This window comes from Cupriavidus sp. 30B13 (assembly GCF_049059565.2).
In the GTDB taxonomy this organism is placed as follows: Bacteria; Pseudomonadota; Gammaproteobacteria; order Burkholderiales; family Burkholderiaceae; genus Cupriavidus.
Genome location: NZ_CP188223.1, coordinates 84,711 through 101,196, shown reverse-complemented (window position 1 = coordinate 101,196; position 16,486 = coordinate 84,711). Strand labels below are relative to the sequence as shown.

Annotated in this window: 18 protein-coding genes; 9 read left to right on the top strand and 9 right to left on the bottom strand. The window is 61.1% G+C overall.

What is annotated here, in order from left to right; all coding sequences use genetic code 11:
• The first annotated feature begins 329 nt into the window (after nt 1-329).
• On the top strand, nt 330-881 hold the full coding sequence (locus tag ACKI2N_RS00410; protein WP_420995190.1) for a copper resistance protein CopQ: 552 nt from the start codon (nt 330-332) through the stop codon (nt 879-881).
• Between the two features lie 57 nt (nt 882-938).
• Here ACKI2N_RS00410 and ACKI2N_RS00405 read toward each other — a convergent pair whose 3' ends face one another.
• From ACKI2N_RS00405 to ACKI2N_RS00385, 5 genes are all read right to left on the bottom strand, one after another.
• On the bottom strand, nt 939-2,516 hold the full coding sequence (locus tag ACKI2N_RS00405) for a UxaA family hydrolase (protein WP_420995189.1): 1,578 nt from the start codon (nt 2,514-2,516) through the stop codon (nt 939-941).
• A gap of 61 nt (nt 2,517-2,577) precedes the next feature.
• Nucleotides 2,578-3,387, bottom strand: a complete 810-nt coding sequence (locus ACKI2N_RS00400) for a transporter substrate-binding domain-containing protein (RefSeq protein WP_420995188.1) — start codon at nt 3,385-3,387, stop codon at nt 2,578-2,580.
• 123 nt (nt 3,388-3,510) lie between these two features.
• The gene (locus ACKI2N_RS00395; RefSeq protein WP_420995258.1) at nt 3,511-4,239 is read right to left on the bottom strand and encodes an amino acid ABC transporter ATP-binding protein; all 729 of its coding nucleotides are present in this window, start codon (nt 4,237-4,239) and stop codon (nt 3,511-3,513) included.
• Nucleotides 4,240-4,336: 97 nt separating this feature from the next.
• Nucleotides 4,337-4,987 (bottom strand): amino acid ABC transporter permease, encoded by a 651-nt coding sequence (locus ACKI2N_RS00390; RefSeq protein WP_059411002.1) that lies wholly within the window; start codon nt 4,985-4,987, stop codon nt 4,337-4,339.
• A gap of 15 nt (nt 4,988-5,002) precedes the next feature.
• The gene (locus tag ACKI2N_RS00385; RefSeq protein ID WP_420995187.1) at nt 5,003-5,686 is read right to left on the bottom strand and encodes an amino acid ABC transporter permease; all 684 of its coding nucleotides are present in this window, start codon (nt 5,684-5,686) and stop codon (nt 5,003-5,005) included.
• A 265-nt stretch (nt 5,687-5,951) separates the two neighbouring features.
• On the opposite strand from ACKI2N_RS00385, the gene ACKI2N_RS00380 reads away from it, so the two are divergent.
• Nucleotides 5,952-7,019, top strand: coding sequence for a GntR family transcriptional regulator (locus ACKI2N_RS00380; RefSeq protein WP_420995186.1), 1,068 nt, complete (start codon nt 5,952-5,954; stop codon nt 7,017-7,019).
• 60 nt (nt 7,020-7,079) lie between these two features.
• Here the strand turns inward: ACKI2N_RS00380 and ACKI2N_RS00375 are convergent, their stop codons facing one another.
• The 4 genes from ACKI2N_RS00375 to ACKI2N_RS00360 form a co-directional block, all read right to left on the bottom strand.
• Nucleotides 7,080-7,610, bottom strand: a complete 531-nt coding sequence (locus ACKI2N_RS00375; protein ID WP_420995185.1) for a hypothetical protein — start codon at nt 7,608-7,610, stop codon at nt 7,080-7,082.
• A gap of 2 nt (nt 7,611-7,612) precedes the next feature.
• Nucleotides 7,613-8,053, bottom strand: a complete 441-nt coding sequence (locus ACKI2N_RS00370; protein WP_420995184.1) for a hypothetical protein — start codon at nt 8,051-8,053, stop codon at nt 7,613-7,615.
• Nucleotides 8,040-8,990: a M35 family metallo-endopeptidase gene (locus ACKI2N_RS00365; RefSeq protein ID WP_420995183.1), complete on the bottom strand. Its 951-nt coding sequence runs from the start codon at nt 8,988-8,990 to the stop codon at nt 8,040-8,042. Before ACKI2N_RS00365 ends, ACKI2N_RS00370 begins: the two co-directional genes overlap by 14 nt.
• A 237-nt stretch (nt 8,991-9,227) precedes the next feature.
• Nucleotides 9,228-9,533: a DUF1484 family protein gene (locus ACKI2N_RS00360; RefSeq protein WP_420995182.1), complete on the bottom strand. Its 306-nt coding sequence runs from the start codon at nt 9,531-9,533 to the stop codon at nt 9,228-9,230.
• Nucleotides 9,534-9,973: 440 nt separating this feature from the next.
• Between ACKI2N_RS00360 and ACKI2N_RS00355 the strand changes: the two genes are divergently transcribed.
• The 7 genes from ACKI2N_RS00355 to ACKI2N_RS00325 all read left to right on the top strand — a co-directional run bounded on the left by ACKI2N_RS00355 (nt 9,974) and on the right by ACKI2N_RS00325 (nt 16,467).
• On the top strand, nt 9,974-10,285 hold the full coding sequence (locus tag ACKI2N_RS00355) for a hypothetical protein (RefSeq protein WP_420995181.1): 312 nt from the start codon (nt 9,974-9,976) through the stop codon (nt 10,283-10,285).
• A 634-nt stretch (nt 10,286-10,919) separates the two neighbouring features.
• Complete coding sequence (locus ACKI2N_RS00350) at nt 10,920-11,876, top strand: hypothetical protein (protein ID WP_420995180.1); 957 nt, start codon at nt 10,920-10,922, stop codon at nt 11,874-11,876.
• A complete protein-coding gene (dbpB, locus tag ACKI2N_RS00345) occupies nt 11,860-12,987 on the top strand; it encodes a DGQHR domain-containing protein DpdB (protein WP_420995179.1) in 1,128 nt (375 codons plus the stop codon). The genes ACKI2N_RS00350 and dbpB (ACKI2N_RS00345) overlap by 17 nt, the downstream gene beginning before the upstream one ends.
• On the top strand, nt 12,984-14,279 hold the full coding sequence (gene dpdA, locus ACKI2N_RS00340; protein WP_420995178.1) for a tRNA-guanine transglycosylase DpdA: 1,296 nt from the start codon (nt 12,984-12,986) through the stop codon (nt 14,277-14,279). Before dbpB (ACKI2N_RS00345) ends, dpdA begins: the two co-directional genes overlap by 4 nt.
• Nucleotides 14,276-15,352, top strand: coding sequence for a DGQHR domain-containing protein DpdB (dbpB, locus tag ACKI2N_RS00335; protein ID WP_420995177.1), 1,077 nt, complete (start codon nt 14,276-14,278; stop codon nt 15,350-15,352). The genes dpdA and dbpB (ACKI2N_RS00335) overlap by 4 nt, the downstream gene beginning before the upstream one ends.
• A 4-nt stretch (nt 15,353-15,356) precedes the next feature.
• Nucleotides 15,357-16,061: a 7-cyano-7-deazaguanine synthase QueC gene (queC, locus tag ACKI2N_RS00330; RefSeq protein WP_420995176.1), complete on the top strand. Its 705-nt coding sequence runs from the start codon at nt 15,357-15,359 to the stop codon at nt 16,059-16,061.
• A 43-nt stretch (nt 16,062-16,104) separates the two neighbouring features.
• Complete coding sequence (locus tag ACKI2N_RS00325; RefSeq protein ID WP_420995175.1) at nt 16,105-16,467, top strand: 6-pyruvoyl trahydropterin synthase family protein; 363 nt, start codon at nt 16,105-16,107, stop codon at nt 16,465-16,467.
• Nucleotides 16,468-16,486: the final 19 nt, after the last annotated feature.

Here is a 16,486-nt window from a genome sequence, read left to right as displayed (position 1 = left end):
CGCGCGCCGAAGGTGGCCGCCGGCAAGACACCACGCAGCGGCGCCATGCCCGGCCGCAAATGTCGCCCCCGGACCGCATTGCACCCACCAGCCACGCTCGCGCGGCACCTGCGACGAGCGACTTGGTATCCGTCTGTATCAGCAGCCCCGTGCGATACGCCTGCTCACCGGCCGCATGCCAAGTCATTACGGGCCAGATACATCGGCCGCCTTAAATAGTCCCTGTCGCGCGGCGGTGGCAGCACAGAGCTGATGAACCTGCCAGCGTTGCAGCCCGGCCGCGCCCGAAAGCGCAGCCACAGCCCGATACCCAACCCTGGAGATTCATCATGAACGCCATCCACATCGCCAACTTCGCCAAGCGCCTCGTCACCATCGCCGCCTTCGCCGCCGCAGCCGGCGGCATGCAGGCAGCCTCCGCCGCCAACGTGGCCGCGGACCACGGCTTCGGCGCCAGCGCATCCGCCGCGCGCATCGACCAGCGCGACCCGTACACCGACGGCGCCAACAACGGCCGGCGCGATCCGTTCACCGAAGGCGCATACAGCGGCGCCGCGCGGCAGGTCGTCGCCAGCGCCTCGCGCACCGGCAACCGCGACCCGTTCACGGATGGCGCGCGCATCGACCAGCGCGATCCGTTCGTCGATGGCGCCAACAACGGCCGGCGCGATCCGTTCACCGAAGGCGCTTACAGCGGCGCCGCGCGGCAGGTCGTCGCCAGCGCTTCGCGCATCGGCAACCGCGACCCGTTCACGGACGGCGCGCGCATCGACCAGCGCGACCCGTTCGTCGATGGCGCCAACAACGGTAAGCGCGATCCGTTCACCGAAGGCGCGCGCACCGGCAGCCGCGACGTGTTCACCGACGGCGCGCTGGCGTGATGCGCCGCGGCCTGTCCGGGCGAGGCGCATCGCCTCGCCCGGACACGGCCGGCGTTTTCAGGTGATGGCGCTCAGTTGCCAGGGCACGAACTCGTTCTGCCCGTAGCCGTGCAGCTCGCTGCGCGAGCGCCTGCCGGAGGCGGTGTCCAGCATCAGCCGGAACAACTGCTCGCCCAGTTCCGCGATGGTGGCGGTGCCGTCGAGCACGGCGCCGCAGTTCAGGTCCATGTCGTCGGACTGGCGCTCCCACAGCGCGGTGTTCGTCGCCAGCTTGACCGAAGGCGAGGGCGCGCAGCCGTAGGCCGAGCCGCGCCCCGTGGTGAAGCAGATCAGGTTGGCGCCGCCCGCGACCTGGCCGGTGGCGGAGATGGGATCGTAGCCGGGCGTGTCCATGAAAACCAGGCCGGGCGTGCGCACCGGCTGCGCGTATTCATACACTTCCGACAAATTGCTCGAGCCGCCCTTGGCGATGCCGCCCAGCGATTTTTCCAGCACCGTGGTCAGGCCGCCGGCCTTGTTGCCGGCGGACGGGTTGTTGTCCATGCTGGCGCCGTGGCGCGCGCAGTACGCTTCCCACCAGCGAATGCGATCCACCAGCTTGCGGCCGATTTCCGGCGTGACGGCGCGGCGCGTGAGCAGGTGCTCGGCGCCGTAGATCTCGGGCGTTTCCGACAGGATGGCGGTGCCGCCGTGCCGCACCAGCAAATCCACCGCGGCGCCCAGCACCGGGTTGGCGGAGATGCCCGAGTAGCCATCGGAGCCGCCGCATTGCAGGCCCACCACGAGGTGGCGCGCGGGCACGGGTTCGCGCCGGACGCGGTTGGCGGCGGGCAGCATGGACTCGATCAGCGCGATGCCGTGGGCAATGGTCCTGGTGGTGCCGCCCGTGTCCTGGATGCTGAACGCCTGCAGGTGCTCGCCTTCGGCCAGGCCTTGCGTGGCCAGCAGCGCGGGAATCTGGTTGGTCTCGCAGCCCAGGCCGATCACCAGCACGCTGGCGAAGTTGGGGTGGCATGCGTAGCCGCCCAGCGTGCGCTGCAATACGGCCAGACCTTCGCCCTGCGGGTCCACCGCGCAGCCCACGCCGTGCGTGAGCGCGACCACGCCGTCGACGTTGGGGTAGGGCGCCAGCGCCTCGGGATGGATGTCGCGGCGGAAGTGGTCGGCGATGGCGCGCGCCACGGTGGCCGAGCAGTTCACCGAGGTGAGGATGCCGATGTAGTTGCGCGTGGCCACGCGGCCGTCGGCGCGCACGATGCCGTCGAACGTGGCCGGCTCGGCCACCGGCCGCGGCGCGCGCGCCTCTGCGCCGTAGGCATAGTCGCGCGCGAAGTCGCCCATGGCGAGGTTGTGCGTGTGCACGTGCTGGCCGGCGCGGATCGGCTGGCTGGCGAAGCCGATGATCTGGCCGTAGCGGCGCACCGCCTCGCCGGCGGCCACCGCGCGCGTGGCCACCTTGTGGCCGGGCGGCACCAGGCCGGACACCGTGATGCCCTCTTCGGCAAGCACGGTGCCCGCGACGAGCTGCGCGCGGGCGATCACCACGTCGTCATCCGCATGCAGGCGGATCACGCGCGCGCCGGCCGCCGCCGCGCCGTCGCTGGTGCCCGGTCGGGCGTGGGCTGGGGAAGTCATGCGATGGGCTCCAAATCCGCTGGTCGTTGCTGCTGTGGTTGCGTTCTGTCTTGGCTCGCGCTTACTTGAGCATGTCCGCCGGCAGCGAGATGCCGAAGTACTGCTTGTAGATCTCGTTGATCTTGCCGTTCTGCAGGTTGGCCTTGACCCAGCCGTCCAGCCAGCTCTTGAGCGCGGTGTCGCCCTTGCGCAGGCCGATGGCGTACGGGAAGGTCTTCATCACGAACTTCAGTTCCAGGTCGCGCGAAGGGTTGGCCTTCTTCACCGCGGGAATCACGCTGATGGCCGCGGCAAGGTAGTCCTGCTGGCCGGTGGACACCGCGGTGTTGGTGGTGGCGTCGTCCTCGTAGCGCACGATGTTGATGCCGGACACTTCCTTGGCGCCGCGCGTCAGCTCCTGATCGCTGGTGGTGCCGCGCGTGACGGCGATGGTCTTGCCGGACAGGTCGGCGAATGCCTTCAGCGGCGCCTTGGCCGGGCCGCCCACCACCACCGGGATCACGCCGTAGGGGTCGGAGAAATCGATGACCTTCCTGCGCTCGTCGGTCACGGAGAACGAGGCCAGCACCACGTCCGCTTTCTTGGTCAGCAGGAACGGCACGCGGTTGGGGCCGGTCACGGGCACGATCTCCAGCGCCACGCCCAAGTCCTTGGCGAGCAGGCGCGCGGTCTCCACGTCGGAGCCGCTCTGGCGGGCCTGCGCGTCGAGCATGCCGTAGGGCGGCGCGCCGATGTCCACGGCGACCAGGATCTTCTTGCGCTGCCTGATGGTGTCGAGGGTGTCGGCCGACGCGGTCAGGGCCGTGCCCAGCAGCAGCACGGCGGTGAGCGAGGCCAGCGGGGCGAACAGGCGGCGGTGGATGCGGGTCATGATCTGTCTCCGTTTCTCTGAGGGAATGCGTGTGGCGATGCGCGCGGATGCACTCGGATGCGCGCGGCCGGCGCGCCCGCGCGAGCGGGCACGGCGGGTGGAATCAAAAGGAACCGGTGGCGCCTACAGCCCGTTGCCGACGAACTGCCTGAGCTCGGGCGTGGTGGGCTCGTCCAGCAGCTTGCCGCTGCCGGCCTCCCACACGATGCCCTGGTGCATGAACATGATCTGGTCCGCCACCGAGCGCGCGAACGCCATCTCGTGCGTGACCAGCACCATCGTCATGCCGTCCGCGGCCAGCCGCTCAATCACGCGCAGCACCTCGCCGGTGAGCTCCGGGTCCAGCGCCGAGGTGACTTCGTCGAACAGCATCAGGCGCGGCTCCATCGCCAGCGAGCGGGCAATGGCCACGCGCTGCTGCTGCCCGCCGGAGAGCTGCTCGGGGTAATAGTCGGCGCGCTCTTCCATGCCCACCTGGCGCAGCACGTGCATGGCCAGCTCGTGCGCGGCCTTGCGCGCCATGCCCCTGACCTTGCGCGGCGCCAGCATGACGTTCTCCGCCACGGTCAGGTGCGGGAACAGGTTGTAGCTCTGGAACACGATGCCCACCTCGCGGCGCAGCGCGGCCAGGTCCACCGCGCTCGCGTGCATGGCGTGGCCGCAGGTGTGCAGCTCGCCGCCGCTCACGCGCTCCAGGCCGTTGACGCAGCGCAGGGCCGTGCTCTTGCCCGAGCCGCTGCGCCCGATCAGCGCCACCACCTCGCCGCGCCGCACCGAGAAGCTGACCCCCTTGAGGATCTCCACCTGGCCGAAGGCCTTGCTGACCTTGTTGAAGCGGACCACTTCGTCCACGCTTGTCTCCATGATGTTCCTTTGTGCCGGCGTTGGTGCGGCTTTGATGCGGCTTTGGTGCGGCGTCGTTGCAACGGCGTCGTGGCGCCGGGGTGGTTCAGGCGCGCGCCTTGTTGAAGCGGCGCTCCAGCCGGTACGACAGCGACGAGAGCGGATAGCAGATGGCGAAGTACAGCGCCGCCGCGATGCTGAACACCACGAACGGCTTGAACGTGGAGTTGTTGACCACGCGCGCCGAATAGGTCAGGTCGAAGAAGCCGATCACCACCGCGTACGACGAGTTCTTCACGATCTGCACCAGGAAGCTCACCGTGGGCGCCACCGCGATGCGCGCCGCCTGCGGCAGGATCACGTGCACCGCGCGCTGCAGCGGCGTGAGCGCCAGGCACTCCGCGGCCTCCCACTGCGTGCGCGGCACCGCCTGGATGCAGCCCTTCCAGATCTCGCCCAGGTAGGCGCTGGAATACGCCGTCATGGCGATGCCCGCGGCCACCAGCGCCGGCAGGTCGAAGCCGCCCACGCTGATGCCGAAATACACCACGAACATGATCACCGGCAGCGGCACGCCCTGCACCAGTTGCACGTACGCGCCCGTCACCGCGCGCAGCACCCGGCCGCCGCGGCTGCGCGCCAGCGCCAGCGGCACGCCCACCAGCGCGCCGCCGACGAAGCCCATGCCGGCCAGCAGCAGCGTCCAGCCCGCGCCGCGCAGGATGAACAACACTTGATCGAAGGAAAGACCGTTCATGATGCGCGCTCCGGCTCAGAGAGGAGTGTTCAGGCGCCGGCGGCGCGTGAAGGCCACCGCGCCGATGCCCGCCATCGACAGGCGCAGCAGCCACGACAGCAGCAGGTAGACCACCGCGATCACCAGGTAGATCTCGAAGCCGCGGAAGGTCTCGGACTGGATGCGGTAGCCCACCGCGGTCAGCTCCTCGGCCGAGATCTGCGACATGATCGAGGTGGCCAGCATCATCAGCACGAACTGGCTCACCAGCGCCGGATACATGCGCTCCACCGCCTGCGGCAGCACCACCAGCCGCAGCAGCTGCCAGCGCGACAGGCCCAGGCACGACGCCGCCTCCAGCTGCCCGCGCGGCACCGACTCGATGCCCGCGCGCACGATCTCCGTGGTGTAGGCCGACACGTTCACCACCAGCGCCACCACCGCCGCGGCCATGGCCGGCACGCGCACCTGGATGGCCGCCAGCCCGAAGAACAGCCAGAATGCCTGGATCACCAGCGGCGTATTGCGGATCAGGTCCACGTACACCGTCACGCAGCGGCGCGCCCAGGCCGGACCCTGCGTGCGCACCACCGCCAGCGCCGTGCCCAGCACGAAGCCGAACACGATGGTCGCCACCGACATGCGCAGCGTGAGCCACACCCCGTCAAGCAGGTCGCGCCAGTTGGCGGACAGGAAGCTGAAATCGAACTGATAGTCCATCGGATGCGCTCTTTATGCGTGGCACCCGTGGGGATGGATGCCCTGTCTCTCGTATGCGTCCTTGCGCGGAACGCACAGCGCCGTCCCGCGATGGATCGCAATATATGACTAATGCCGACAATGGTCAATATGCGGAGATACCCGTGTATCATCGCAAGCGGAACCGGCGCAAAGTTCGCTCGGGTTCCGCACCCGGCAGCGCGCCAGGCAGCGCATCCACACCGCGTGCCACGCATCCACGCCAACGCCACGATCCGGAGACACCGTGACCAGTCCGACGACGACACGAGGCCGCCCTCGCGCCGCGCAAGACAAAGCAGACCGCCCCTTCACGCCGGCAGACGACGGCGAAAGCGGCGACGCGCACCGCCACGCCCCCATCTACGCGCAGATCCACCAGATGCTGCGCCGGGCCATCCAGGAAGGCTCGCTCGAAGCCGGCACCGTGCTGCTCGAAGGCCACGTGGCCGACATCCTCGGCTCCACCCGCTCGCCCGTGCGCCAGGCCCTGCGCGAGCTGGAAAACGAAGGCGTGGTCAGCCGCTTCGACGGCCGCGGCTACGTGGCCGGCCCGCACGGCACCGCGCCGCGCCGCATCCCGCTCGAAGCCGCCATGCTCGGCGTGGACAGCACGCCCGACGTAGCCCGCAAGACGCTGGGCTGGGAAGTCATCTACGACGAAGTGGAACGCGACCTCGTCCACCTCTCCGTGTTCGGCCGCTACCGCGTGAACGAAGTCGAGCTCGCCCGCCACTTCAACGTGGGCCGCACCGTGGTGCGCGAAGTACTGCTGCGCCTGGAAAGCCTGGGCATCATCGAAAAAGACGAACGCCTGCGCTGGGTCATCACCCCGCTGGACGCCCAGCGCATCCGCGACCTGTACGAACTGCGCTCACTGGTGGAACCCGCCGCCCTGCGCGCCGCCGCCAGCCACGCCAACCCGGCCGAAGTGCGCGGCATGATCGAGGCCCTGCACAAAGCGCAGCGCGTCTACCCCAAGGTATCGCGCACCGCGATGGACGCGCTGGAACACGACCTGCACGTGCGGCTGCTCTCGCAATGCCCCAACAAGGAACTGCTCGGCAGCCTGCAGCGCACCCGCTGCATCCTCACGCTGAGCAAGCACGTGCTGGGCGTGTCCACGCCCATGCCGGCCGATGACCCGTTCATGTCGGAGCATCTGGCCGTGCTGGAGGCGGTGGCGGGTGGCGCGCCGCGGCGGGCGGCGGATTTGCTCAGGGAGCACCTTGAGGTGTCTTGTGTCAAGGTGACGGAGCGGGCGGAGATGGTGCGGGGGGGATTTGCTTTGCCGGAGGTTTCTTATATTGGGTGAGGAGCTCCACCATAGAACAAGCCCCACGCCGAGGGCTTCGGCGAGTTTAATCACTTGCGCCTATTGCATCCGTCCGATCGGCTGCGGCCTTGGACAGCAAGGATGTGGACATCCCGGCAGGAAGTCGATCTGCGCGAAATTGGGCGACTCCATCGTTTTGCCTGGTCTGTAACGACCGACATCCCAGGAAATCTTGCTGGTCGGCACATCAAGCGTTGTCAGCAAGTGCCGCAGGTGGGATACGCGTTGGCGCGCACGCGCATGGCTGATACCGGCGATAGGGTGCGCATACAGGACGATATGAAAGTTCTCCTTGTTCTCATATTTTCCAGGCCCCTCGATCATCCACTCCGCCAGTCTGTGCACTTCCGAAGCGGGTAGGCGATCGGCATTCGGCTCGAAGCTTGTGTTGAATGCGATGCTGAAGCTGCATGCCAGAGCGGGCTGGGCGAGCATCGCCGCCACGGCTATGACAGCGCGGAAGGACTTGGACAATGACATAGGCGGCCGCGCTATCGGCATTCTCAATACGCTGTCGGCTCTTTGCGGTGGCCGCCGGACAACAACAGGCCACCAGGTCATCGCGCCCATGCCTAGCGCGTCGGCTGAATCGGCTGCGGACCCGGGCAGCAAGGGTGCGGACACCCGGGCATGAAGTTGATGTGGGCAAAGTCCGGTGGCTCCGCCGACCTGCCGGGCTTGTAGCGAAGAATTTCTACCGTGGTCATGCTCGCCGGCACACCAAATGTCCTCAGTAACTGTTCCAGATGAGATATGCGCTTTTGCGCGAGCGCATGACTGACGCCAACGGTAGGGGCTTCATACACGGCAATGTAGAAGCGCTGCTTGTTCTCAAAGGTTGCCGGCTCGTCGATCATCCACTCCGCCAGCCTGCGCACCTCCGAAGCCGGCAAGCGATCCGCACTGCGTTCGAAATTGCTGTTGAAGGAAATGTCGAAGCTGCAGGCCAGGGCGGGCTGCGCCAGAATCACTACCGCTGCGGCAACCGCGCGGAAATACTTAGACAATGACATAGGCAGCCACGCTATCGGCATTTTCAACACACTGCGGGTTCTTTGCCGCAGCCTCCTGTCTGACAACATACAGTTGGTAAAAGATATCCTCGCTCGCCATTGCGTCCTTGAAATGGGCAACCTCGTGCACAAGCGTCAACAACTGCGAATCCACCGCATCTGAGTAAGGTGACATCTCGCAGAATTTCAATGCAATGGCAATCGTGTGCGTTTCCGTATCCGGAGCACAAACCGCAGCTGCGACCCTTGGATTGTTGGGAGTCTTGGGCGTGCAGCCGATGTACTTCATCTTCTCATCGGAGTATCGAACAAAGTTGTCGGCGGTCAGGCTCCTGAGGATCGACTCGATGCGATGGATTCCCTCAAGCAGACGTTGGCGGACCCGTTCATCCGATACGCCAAACCATGTCTCCACACGCGCCCGATCCGCTTGGTTCCATCGCCGAAGCTCCGCCAACCTTTTGACGCAGCATGCGATAGCCGTATCACGTAGCCTGAGAATGAGGCTGCGAAACGCCGCATTGCTCATGTTGGCGCAGATACGCTCCGAGTCGTCTGCGGGACTGCCTGCCCCATCGGATAATTTCTCCGCACTGACCGGCGCGTAGGTGCTCGGTGCGGTCACGGGTTGGGGGTGACTTGTCCAGTTCACCTCAATGATGAAGTCCCACTGCGACGGGATAACAACTGGCTTGACCGCGCATTGACACATCACCCGCGCGCCCCGCACAAGAATCTGGCGCCCATCCATCACCGTGAAGTGCGGATGGGCATCGTTCATTACCGGGCCACCCACCTTGCAAGCCGGGCAGGTAGCATAGTCGCCCTCCGCGGCCACGCTGACACCGTGATGCGTGAAGCCGATCACAGTGGAAGTCAGCCTCCCGCCCGTGCTTGTCTCGTCTCCATGCTTCAATGCCTCCCGCATATCCTTCATGCCTTTCTCCGTCGTCAGGTGGATGACACCCAAAGTGGTCGAACTGCCATGCAGTGTTCCGGTGGATCGGCCAGTTGGCAACGGGAAAGGTCTGCAAAATGCGAGGAAACGTCTTATTGAGGACGGGAATTGAGTTGCCTCAATTGTGTCGAGAAGAGCGGCAGCCTCTCCGAACTGCCGCCCTCCTGCCACGGTCAAGACACGATGAAGCAAGCGCCGATGGTCTTCATATCCGGGTCAGCACAGCGCCTGCACGCGGTTGACTGCCTGATCCAACTGCTGCTTCAGCGGGGCCAGCAGGGCATGCAGGCCATTGTTGGTGGCATGTTCGCCCGCCTGGAGCTCCAGCAGGGTCAGCAACGAGTCCAAGCCGGCGCTGACGCGCAGAAGGTCGTCGCAGCTTTGCTGGATGGTTTGGTGGTTCCATTCGCCCTCAAATGCGCTGCCGTGGTCGAGCGGCAGGGGATCGGCGATTAGCTTGGCCTCACCGGCGGCATTCCTGGCTTCGACTGCGGTGCGTGGGTGGCGTTGGCGTGCGGTCATGGCGGCTCCTTGTCGGGTAAGGTTGAGTGAAGCGTCCAAGGCGTTGGACGGGATTTCAACACTGAACGCAGGCAAAGGTCTGCCAATGTCAAAGGCCTTCATAGGCCAACCGGCAGACACATAAGATTGGTTCGATTGTTCCGAAGGCGAACTATGGCACCTACAGCCACGACTCCGTCCCGTAGTTGTGGCAAGGCAATGCCTCACCATTCAGCAGGGCCACCGCATAGGCCATAATGCGGCTGGGTCAGGCCTCTGACGTCATGCGTTTGCATATGGTCAGATTGTTGAGAACGCGAAAGGCCATCCACGCCGGCAAGAGAAGTGTCAGCGTGTTACGAATTACGCGAGCAGCGCTCGCAGTGGTCGATATCCGAAAACCGCCGCAGTCCTTCACAGACTTGCACCCAGCCAAAGGGCCTCGGAATAAGCATAAATTTATGCGATTGGATCAAATTGTGCCAATAGATATGCGCCATCGCGTCATTGAACTGATAGATTCCGTCACTGAGAGTCATCGTCCGTTCAAGCACATGGAGGATATGACTGGCATCAAGGCCAACAACTGGAAGAACACGTACCGCCTGAACCAGCGGGTCGTCCAGGAGATGGTCGAAGTCATCGGCGAACTCTGGCCGCAATACGCATACTGGCTCGTCACCGGAAAGACGGATGAGGAGCATGGACATACCTCGCCGATTCGGGATCGGATTGCGCGGGATATGGAGAAGGTTCGGCAGCAAGAGGGATAGAGACTTATAGGTGGAAGGGCAGCCATGTCCTCCTACGCGTCGTAGAATTCCACACCGTAGAGAAGCAGAAGCGCGTCACCAGTATCAGATGGTCCTCGGATCGGAATGCTCGGAGCGCGCTCGGTTGGTAAATCCTTCGCCCCCCTTTTGTGTGCAGTCGTAGCCGCATCCCGAAATCCTCGCGATGGAAGTTGCTCTGCGTTGTACACCCATCGACATCAGAAGCATCCGCCTGGCAGTCAGATGCCGTCGCTCGCATGCGGACGTCGGTGAAGTAGTTAGCTCCCAAGAAGAACACTGCCACTCCGTTCAGGCGTTTTGCCCAACTTCTCGTCGAATGCCTTCCCTCGGCTCTGAGTCTTGGTATGCCATATCGGCGATAGCGAACATCAAATGCCCCGCGAACTGTAGTTCAATCGCCAGACGACCTACATCTGACGGAAAAAAGCAGCGTATTCGCCACTCCAGCACCGACATCTACGTCCCAGTAGTTTTGCTCACCGTCCGCCCGTAACCAAATTTAACTGAGAAGTAGCCCACTCGTTTGAGGCAAATAAGTGCGAGGTGTAGAATTCGGAACTGCGAAATAACTGCCTCCCGCCTCGCAGGGAAGGCGCACGAAAGCGAGCGATCAATGGATGTACTGGTGCTAACTAACTGCACCAGCAGAAAGCGCAGTCCAAAGACTGGAAGTGGCGCTGCACGCTGGTCCCCCGGCCATCGCTCAAAATACGAGTCGGTGCAGGACCTCGCTCGTCACTGGGAACGGACCATCGAACAGGCGGAAGCACGTCAGTTTGCGGTCGACCTCTACGCTGGCCGAGCGGCGACAGACGCACGCGAAGCCTCCACTCTCGCAGGTGCGAAGCTTGCGTTCGTCTCTGCTGGCCTTGGCCTTCTCCAGGCCAATGTGATGGTTCCACACTACGACCTCACTGTGGCCGCCGGGAACAGTTCGATTTCACCCGCACTCGCTCAAGTCAGAGCTACCCCTGCTGATTGGTGGCTGACACTCAACAAAGGACCATCCATCGCTAGGTTGATTTCGGCGCCCAGCACAAAGCTGATGCTTCTTGCGCTACCAAGCGGATACCTCGAGATGGTCTCATCGGACTTGGGACAATGCGCCGACGTCTTCGCCAAGAAACTGAGAATCTTCACGTCAGGCAAAGGTCGCCAAGCAGTGCCGGATCACCTTCGTGGCTGCGTCATGCCCTACGACGAGCGCTTGGAGGCAACGCCGTTTGCAGGTACTCGCGCAGACTTCCCTCAGCGCGCGCTCCGTCATTTCATTCAGGAGCTTAAGGGCCATCGTCTTGCCTTGGCGTCGGGCCGAACCGCAGTGGAAGATGCCCTATCCGATCGCGAGATTCCGATACGTCCACCTCGTACCAAACTTCCCGACGGCGAAATTTTGGCTTTACTTCGCAAGCGCTGGAGCGACTACGGCGGCAGGTCAACTCGACTGCTTCGCTTTCTACGCGACGACGCTTTAGTCGCGTGCGAGCAGGGCCGCTTCCGTCAACTTTGGCAACAGCTTCGAGCAGAGGCCGCGTTCCTACGTGGAGAGAAAGATGGCTCCAAAACCTAAGGAAATTGTTGTCCGCGCACTGCACACAACGCAAGGAGACGGACTCGATGTTTACGCCTTCTTCATCAGCGGCGGAGACATCACACGACTCGCCGACATCAGCCGAATTGAACGCGACGCGACGGATGATTTAAAAGGTTTTCAAAGACCTGAGATACGTAGTCACGTAAAGGGAATTGTTGACTACCTCAATCAGGGGAGTGTTCTTTTTCCGAACGCAATTATCTTGGCGATGTCACCGGAAGTTCGCTTTGTGGCAGCGCGAGGATCGAAACCGACCGGAGACGCCGGCATTTCACAAGCAGGTACCCTCACCGTCCCGATTTTTGAGGCGGGCGAGAGGGTCGCGTGGATTGTAGATGGACAGCAACGCTCACTTGCACTGGCTCAGGCGAAAAATATCTCTATACCAGTCCCAGTAATCGGCTTCGTATCAGACAGCATTGAGGTGCAGCGAGAACAGTTTATTTTGGTGAACAAGGCGAAACCGCTGTCCAGTCGACTCATCAATGAGTTGTTACCGGAGACATCGGGCATTCACTTGCCGCGCGACCTTAGCGCGCGACGCGTTCCGACTGAACTCTGCAACCTACTTAATCGCGACTCAAACTCGCCATTCCACAAGCTCATCAAGAGAATGACGGACCGATCAGCATCACCAGCCGTCATCACCGATACGGCTGTGGTTGCCATGATACGCAACAGCCTCAGCAACCCGCTTGGTGCGCTTGCAGCATACAAAGCAAGGCCAAACGAGGCGGCGGATGCGGAGTCTATGTATCGTGTGTTGTTGATCTTCTGGTCCGCCGTGCGAGACGTTTTTACAGATGCATGGGGGCGCGATCCACGACATAGCCGCCTAATGCATTCTGCGGGCATTGTGGCCATGGGAGTCTTGATGGATCGAATTTATGCAAAGCTCTCTGGCGTCGGGGAAGATTACAAGACCATCCGCAAGGAACTGGAGACGATTGCACCTCACTGCGCCTGGACGAAAGGCCAGTGGGATCTACTCGGCATTGCTTGGAATGAGATTCAAAATACGCCAAAAGACATTAAGAGATTACAGGACGCCCTGGTGCGTACCTATGCGACCCAGGTAAAAAGATGAAGTTTTTGTACTCCGACACGCAGGATTACGTAGATCCTCTTTACGACTTTCTGCAAGACCGGAATGCCCCAGGCCGCAAACGGTACTGGGACGACTGTTATGCGCACGAGATGATGGACCCCGCACCGTATGACGGCTTGCTGGTCTCCATGAGCGCTATCCGCCAGGCCGACGGTGTCGCGACCTCAAAGGTGCGTTACTCCACCGCCGAAGAACAACGCATGTTGCGAGATGGCGCACGCAAGTTCTTGAGGTTTGGCGGTCCCAAACACAAAGATCGGATGTTGATGGGCGACTGCGGTGCATTCGCATATGTGGAGCATCCACGGCCGGCCTATAGCCCTGAAGAAGTGGTCGAGTTCTACTCCGACGCCGCATTCACGCACGGGTGTTCGCCAGACCACATTATTTTTGCCTGCGACACCAGCAACCCTCCAAAAGAGGATCAATCCAAAGACGTCATCGAGCGCTTCGAGATTACCCTTTCAAACGCCGAAGAATTCATCCGGCTAACGGAGAAAGAAGACTGGCCTTTCGAGCCCATGGGACCAATACAAGGATGGTCGCCACAGAGTATGGCGGACGCTGCGGTACGACTCGAGAAGATGGGCTACCGCTATCTAGCGGTCGGAGGCCTGGTACCCCTCAAGGTCGACGTTATTCACAAGGTCCTGCAAGCCATTAGGAAAGCGATCAAACCGGAAACGGACATTCATCTCCTTGGCTTCGCGAAAGCCGACAAGATTCAAGACTTTACCGGCTACGGAGTGACGAGTTTCGACTCGACATCTCCTTTGATTCGCGCCTTTAAGGACGCCAAAGCAAACTATTACCATAGCAACGGCGATGGTACGTTAGATTACTTTGCCGCCATTCGTATTCCCCAGGCCATCGAGAATCCTCGCTTGATGCAAGGAATCAAACGCGGCATCTTCAGTGCAGAGGATCTGCTGCGTCGTGAGCAGCGTGCCCTGGAAGCGATCCGAGCCTTCGACAAGCGGAAGATGCCACTCGCGTCCGCACTGGAGGCCCTCATCGACTATCAGCGCTTTCTAACTCAGGGAGAAGCGGCGTCAGAAGAGCAAAGGGAGCGGGAACTCAAGAAGCAACGGGACATGATTGCCCGCACATTGGAAGTCAAGCCTTGGAAACAATGTAACTGCCCCATCTGCCGCGACGTGGGGGTGGAAGTCATCATTTTCCGAGCGAGTAATCGCAACAAGCGCCGTGGCTTTCACAATCTCGGTGTGTATCACAAACATGTACAGAACATTCTCGAGGAGCGTCCGTGAGCGTCTTTCGATTTAAGGCCGTCCGAGCCCAGCAAGCAACAGATCACGATGTCTTCTCCTTTGCGGCTACACCTGAGGAGGTTCTGTCCTTCGCTGAGATCGAAAGAATCGGTCGCACCGAGAGCGGACAACTAAAGGGATTTCAGCGGCATCAGGTTGCGTCACACATTAAAGAGATACGGGACTACCTCAAAAGGGAGGATGCCCTGCTTCCGAATGCTGTTATTGTCGCGTTCATTGATGGCGTAAAAATCAAGGACCTTGGTGATGGAATCGCCAGTGTTGAGATAAATACCAAAAAAGGGAAGCCGGGCTTCGTAGTAGATGGTCAGCAACGACTCACTGCTCTATCTGGCATTACAAAACCTGGATTTCAGGTTTTTGTGTCCGCACTAGTATGTAAGGATTACAACGAACTGCGGCAGCAGTTTGTCCTGATCAACAACACGCGCCCCCTACCGAAGACGCTGATCTACGAACTACTGCCCAACGTTGAGGGCTTGCCTGAGAGATTTACCTCTCGGAAGTTCGCGGCTCGCGTTATTGATCGACTCAACTTCCAGCAAGGATCCTCCTTATACGGGGAAATTCGTCAGCACACCAATCCGACGGGAGTGATTAGCGACGCAGCAATGCGCCGCCTAGTCATGAACTCGGCATCTGATGGAGCCATTCGCGACTACATCAAGGAAGACGATTTCGAAGAACTGTCAATATCCCTGATCGACGAGTTCTTCAAAGCTGTTGTCGAGGTATTTCGACCGGAATGGGTTGCCATGAACCCCAGAACATCACGATTGCGTCACGGCGCTGGGATTGTTGCGATGGGCTTTGTGATGGAAATTCTGTACGCAACCGAAGGCGCTAGAACCAAGGACGAGTTCGTTCCTGGCCTGCAACTTTTGAAGCCTTACACAGCTTGGACTAGTGGTACTTGGGAACTGTCGGCAAATGACACCCGCCTCTGGAACGGAATTCAAAACACGCCAACAGATATCGATCTCCTCGCGAATTGCCTGACTCGCACACTGAAGCGTGTACTTCGCAAACCCCGTCGTATCGTGAATGGATGATGACATGCATAAGCGCGCACTAGTTTTGTTCTCCGGTGGACAGGATTCCACCACATGCCTGGCCTGGGCCCTTCAACGCTACTCCCATGTGGAGACGATTGGGTTCGACTACGGTCAACGCCATAGCGTGGAAATGGAGTGTCGCAAAGTCATACTGAAGAAAATACGCGCGGCCTTCCCAAACTGGTCAGAGCGCATCGGCGAGGATCACGTTCTCGATCTGAGCGTGCTAGGGCAACTGAGCGATACCGCCTTGACGAGTTCAAAGGCTATCGAACTCACCTCAAGCGGACTTCCAAACACATTTGTGCCCGGCCGCAATCTGATGTTCTTCAATTTTGCTGCCGCAGTGGCTTATCGCCGAGATCTCACGGTGTTGGTCGGGGGCATGTGTGAGACCGATTACTCCGGCTATCCCGATTGCAGAGACAACACGCTCAAGTCGCTCCAAGTGACGTTAAGCCTGGGGATGGATCAGCCTCTTGTCATTGAAACACCCTTAATGTGGCTGGACAAGGCGGAAACTTGGGTGTTAGCTGCAAAACTGGGAGGGCCTCAGTTTGTAGATCTCATTAGGTATGACGCCCATACTTGCTATATGGGAGATCATGTTACGGCTCATTCCTGGGGATATGGATGTGGCGAATGCCCTGCGTGCGATCTTCGCGGCAAGGGTTTCGAGCGCTATCTGTCCAGGGTGAACGGCTAACGTACCGGGCGTTAAAGAGAAATAACAAATTTCTCGACACATTATGAAATACGAATTAAGTCAGAAATTCTACTTCGAGGCTGCTCACACCCTAAATCGTGAAATAGATAGCGAAGGAAGTAGGCAAATTCACGGGCATACATATCACGCAGAGGTTACTGTGAGCGGTTCACCCGATCCTATAACGGGGATGATAATTGACATTGGACTATTCAGACATGAAATTGAGCGGATTCGCAAGACTCTTGATCACCGCTTCCTAGATGACATTGCTGATCTTGGGCCCGCCACGCTTGAGAATCTGTGTACTTTTATATGCAAGAGTCTGCGCGACTCGCTTTCCAATATTGTCCGCGTTCGAATCGAACGGCCGGCAAGTGGCGATTCATGTACTCTAGTTGCCTGATTTATCCGATGACGTAGAA

Coding starts and splice junctions, on each gene's coding strand:
- ACKI2N_RS00410 (WP_420995190.1), top strand. CDS start 330: ATGAACGCCATCCACATCGCCAACTTCGCCAAGCGCCTCGTCACCATC.
- ACKI2N_RS00405 (WP_420995189.1), bottom strand. CDS start 2,516: ATGACTTCCCCAGCCCACGCCCGACCGGGCACCAGCGACGGCGCGGCG.
- ACKI2N_RS00400 (WP_420995188.1), bottom strand. CDS start 3,387: ATGACCCGCATCCACCGCCGCCTGTTCGCCCCGCTGGCCTCGCTCACC.
- ACKI2N_RS00390 (WP_059411002.1), bottom strand. CDS start 4,987: ATGAACGGTCTTTCCTTCGATCAAGTGTTGTTCATCCTGCGCGGCGCG.
- ACKI2N_RS00385 (WP_420995187.1), bottom strand. CDS start 5,686: ATGGACTATCAGTTCGATTTCAGCTTCCTGTCCGCCAACTGGCGCGAC.
- ACKI2N_RS00375 (WP_420995185.1), bottom strand. CDS start 7,610: ATGGGCGCGATGACCTGGTGGCCTGTTGTTGTCCGGCGGCCACCGCAA.
- ACKI2N_RS00370 (WP_420995184.1), bottom strand. CDS start 8,053: ATGTCATTGTCTAAGTATTTCCGCGCGGTTGCCGCAGCGGTAGTGATT.
- ACKI2N_RS00365 (WP_420995183.1), bottom strand. CDS start 8,990: ATGAAGGATATGCGGGAGGCATTGAAGCATGGAGACGAGACAAGCACG.
- ACKI2N_RS00360 (WP_420995182.1), bottom strand. CDS start 9,533: ATGACCGCACGCCAACGCCACCCACGCACCGCAGTCGAAGCCAGGAAT.
- ACKI2N_RS00355 (WP_420995181.1), top strand. CDS start 9,974: ATGCGATTGGATCAAATTGTGCCAATAGATATGCGCCATCGCGTCATT.
- ACKI2N_RS00350 (WP_420995180.1), top strand. CDS start 10,920: ATGGATGTACTGGTGCTAACTAACTGCACCAGCAGAAAGCGCAGTCCA.
- dbpB (WP_420995179.1), top strand. CDS start 11,860: ATGGCTCCAAAACCTAAGGAAATTGTTGTCCGCGCACTGCACACAACG.
- dpdA (WP_420995178.1), top strand. CDS start 12,984: ATGAAGTTTTTGTACTCCGACACGCAGGATTACGTAGATCCTCTTTAC.
- queC (WP_420995176.1), top strand. CDS start 15,357: ATGCATAAGCGCGCACTAGTTTTGTTCTCCGGTGGACAGGATTCCACC.
- ACKI2N_RS00325 (WP_420995175.1), top strand. CDS start 16,105: ATGAAATACGAATTAAGTCAGAAATTCTACTTCGAGGCTGCTCACACC.